The sequence below is a fragment of the Pseudomonas sp. SST3 genome (assembly GCF_003325755.1).
In genome coordinates this window covers 1-3,177 of the sequence record NZ_QORI02000187.1, presented here as the reverse complement: position 1 = coordinate 3,177, position 3,177 = coordinate 1, and the positions used below count along the sequence as shown (strand labels likewise).

Below are 3,177 nucleotides of genomic sequence, written 5' to 3'. Positions count from 1 at the left end.
ACGAGAGGACCGGAGTGGACGAACCTCGGTGTTCCGGTTGTCACGCCAGTGGCATTGCCGGGTAGCTAGTTCGGAATAGATAACCGCTGAAAGCATCTAAGCGGGAAACTAGCCTCAAGATGAGATCTCACTGGAACCTTGAGTTCCCTGAAGGGCCGTCGAAGACTACGACGTTGATAGGTTGGGTGTGTAAGCGCTGTGAGGCGTTGAGCTAACCAATACTAATTGCCCGTGAGGCTTGACCATATAACACCCAAGCAATTTGCGAACTCGAGAGAGACCAGATTGCGGTGTGTGAAGACGCAATGAACCGAAAGTTCGACGCTCACAAAACACCACGATCTATCACATACCCAATTTGCTGAAGCGAGGCCAGCTGGCCACGACTCAGTACCCGAATTTCTTGACGACCATAGAGCATTGGAACCACCTGATCCCATCCCGAACTCAGCAGTGAAACGATGCATCGCCGATGGTAGTGTGGGGTTTCCCCATGTGAGAGTAGGTCATCGTCAAGATTAAATTCCGAAACCCCAATTGCGAAAGCAGTTGGGGTTTTGTTTTGGGCGCTCGAAAATCTTGTGGGGCGTCGATCAATACTGATATCCACCCTTTCTATGCAATGACCCTGCGCATGGCTATCATGCGTGCCTCATTCTGAGGCGATATGTGCATGCTGACGTTGTTGAAACTTCTGAAAGATGGTCAGTTCCATTCTGGAGAAGCGCTTGGCGCCGCCCTGGGCGTTAGTCGCAGTGCCGTGTGGAAGCAGCTTCAGCATCTTGAGGCAGAATTGAATCTTCCTATCCATAAGGTTCGGGGTCGTGGGTATAGATTGGCTGCGCCATTGGTATTTTTGAATGCGCAGGAGGTTTCTCGGGAGGCGACTTCCCTATCTTGGCCCGTTCATATTTTCGATTCCATTGACTCCACTAATGCCGAGGCTTTACGTCTTGTCGATGCGGGTAGTGCGGCACCTTTTGTTGTGCTAGCGGAGCAGCAGACGGCTGGTAGGGGGCGCAGAGGCCGTAAATGGGTCAGCCCATTTGCGCAAAACGTTTACTACAGCCTTGTATTGCGTATTGAGGGTGGTCTGCGGCAACTGGAAGGGTTGAGTCTGGTGGTAGGACTGGCAGTCCTGCAGGCTCTGCGTGAGTCGGGTGTGCAGGGCGCGGCTTTGAAGTGGCCAAACGACGTCTTGGTTGGGCACAAGAAAATCTCAGGCATCTTGCTTGAGCTGGTGGGAGATCCCGCGGATATCTGTCACGTTGTGCTAGGGATAGGTATCAATGTGAATATGCAGAGGGCAGCTGATGTTGATCAGCAGTGGACCTCGATGCAGCTTGAGACGGGCTTTTCAGTTGATCGCAATCACCTGGTGGCGCGACTGGGTTTTGCAACTCCAAGCCTACCTAGATCGACACAAGGCTGCGGGTTTTGCAGGGTTGCAAGACGAATGGGAGCAGCATCACGCGTGGCAGGGGAAGTCCGTGTCGCTTATCGCGGGCGTCAATCAGATTGATGGGGTTGTGCTGGGCGTGGATCGTCAGGGCGCCTTGCGTTTGGATGTCGGTGGCGTTGAGAAAATATACAGCGGTGGTGAGTTAAGCCTGAGGTTGCGTGATGATTCTTGAGCTCGACTGTGGAAATAGCTTTATCAAATGGCGTGTTCTTGAGTTGAGTGAGGCAACTGTTCGCGCGGAAGGTATCGCAGGTTCAGATATCGCGCTGATCGATAGTTTGGTGGCTTTGCCTGGTCTATTGCTCACGCGTTGTCGGTTAGTGAGTGTTCGCGCGCTTGAGGAGACCGATAAGCTGATAGCTGCCTTGGTAGCGGCATTCGGCGTTGCTGTTTCCTGTGCAACCTCTGCTCAAGAAATGGGCGGAGTGCGCAACGGCTACGAAGACTTCCAGCGCCTGGGGATGGATCGATGGCTGGCCATGCTAGGCGCGTTCAAGTTGGCGTCAGGTGCATGCCTGGTACTCGACTTTGGTACAGCGGCGACAGCAGATTTTATTGGTCCGGACGGTGGGCACCTGGGTGGGTTTATTTGCCCGGGTATGCCGCTTATGCGTAATCAACTGCGAACCCATACCCGCAAGATACGCTATGACGACGCGGCCGCTGAGCGGGCTGTGGAACGTCTCTCTCCTGGTCGTACGACCGTAGAGGCCGTCGAGCGTGGGTGTACGCTCATGCTTAGAGGGTTTGTGCTGACCCAGCTCGAGTTGGCGCGAGGCTATTGGGGGGAGGATTTCACAGTCTTCCTCACTGGCGGCGATGCTGACCTGGTGAGGGATGCTGCGCCTCAAGCTCGGCTGGTCCCGGATCTGGTGTTTGTTGGTTTGGCAATGGCGTGTCCTTTGTCTTGAGGTGATTATGCGCTGGCTGTTTTTACTTTTACTGGTCCTCAATGTTTTCTATTACGTCTGGCATCAGCAAGAGGCGCCATTGCGGGCCAAGGATGTCACGCCCTTGAGTCTCCATCGGGGGGCACAACAAGATATTCGCCTCCTGAGTGAGTCGGCAGATGCGGTGGCGCGGCGTGATCGAGCGAGGCCGGCAGAGGCGCAGAATACCTGCTTGTACATCGGTGGGTTCACTGATCGACGCCAAGCCTCCTCTCTCGAGCAGAGGCTCACCAGCCTGGATATCAAGGTCAAAGTACAGTTGCTGAATGCGCCGGACGCCTCGGGTTATTGGTTGCGTGTAGCCCCTGAGAGCCGTCGCCTGGCTGACGATCTGCCCTTTGAAAGCCTTGCTAATGAATTCAAATGAGTTAAAAACATAAAAATAATGCTGTGTGAAGGCATTGCAACTCTCGAATAGTTTGCATAGAATGGCGCCCGCTTCGCAGTGAAGACCTTTAAGGGCTACAGTGCAAAGCGACCGTCAATGCAGCTAACCTCATAATTTAAATGAGAAAATGCTTGACAGAAGGTCGGCGTGATGTAAAATGCCGGCTCGCTTAGGAGGGGTTCCCGAGCGGCCAAAGGGATCAGACTGTAAATCTGACGTCTACGACTTCGAAGGTTCGAATCCTTCCCCCTCCACCATTTTTAGCGTGAGCTGCAAGCTCCGCGGGTATAGTTTTAGTGGTAGAACCTCAGCCTTCCAAGCTGATGATGCGGGTTCGATTCCCGCTACCCGCTCCAAGTTTGCAGGTTGTGCAAGGT

General features: G+C 53.8%; 2 protein-coding genes, 2 tRNA genes, 2 rRNA genes and 1 pseudogene. All 7 read left to right on the top strand.

Going from position 1 to position 3,177, the window contains the following annotated elements:
• Positions 1-246 (top strand): 23S ribosomal RNA (locus DQ405_RS26275); the annotation flags it as partial.
• 156 nt (positions 247-402) lie between these two features.
• Positions 403-518: ribosomal RNA gene (gene rrf / locus DQ405_RS26270) — 5S ribosomal RNA — on the top strand.
• Positions 519-673: 155 nt separating this feature from the next.
• Positions 674-1,634, top strand: a pseudogene (gene birA / locus DQ405_RS26265) (bifunctional biotin--[acetyl-CoA-carboxylase] ligase/biotin operon repressor BirA).
• Positions 1,624-2,373, top strand: a complete 750-nt coding sequence (locus DQ405_RS26260; protein ID WP_014720156.1) for a pantothenate kinase — start codon at positions 1,624-1,626, stop codon at positions 2,371-2,373. Before birA ends, DQ405_RS26260 begins: the two are co-directional and overlap by 11 nt.
• 7 nt (positions 2,374-2,380) lie before the next feature.
• Positions 2,381-2,779 (top strand): hypothetical protein, encoded by a 399-nt coding sequence (locus DQ405_RS26255; RefSeq protein WP_168426468.1) that lies wholly within the window; start codon positions 2,381-2,383, stop codon positions 2,777-2,779.
• Positions 2,780-2,972: 193 nt separating this feature from the next.
• Positions 2,973-3,057 (top strand) — tRNA-Tyr (locus tag DQ405_RS26250).
• A gap of 24 nt (positions 3,058-3,081) precedes the next feature.
• Positions 3,082-3,156 (top strand) — tRNA-Gly (locus tag DQ405_RS26245).
• Positions 3,157-3,177 lie beyond the last annotated feature (21 nt).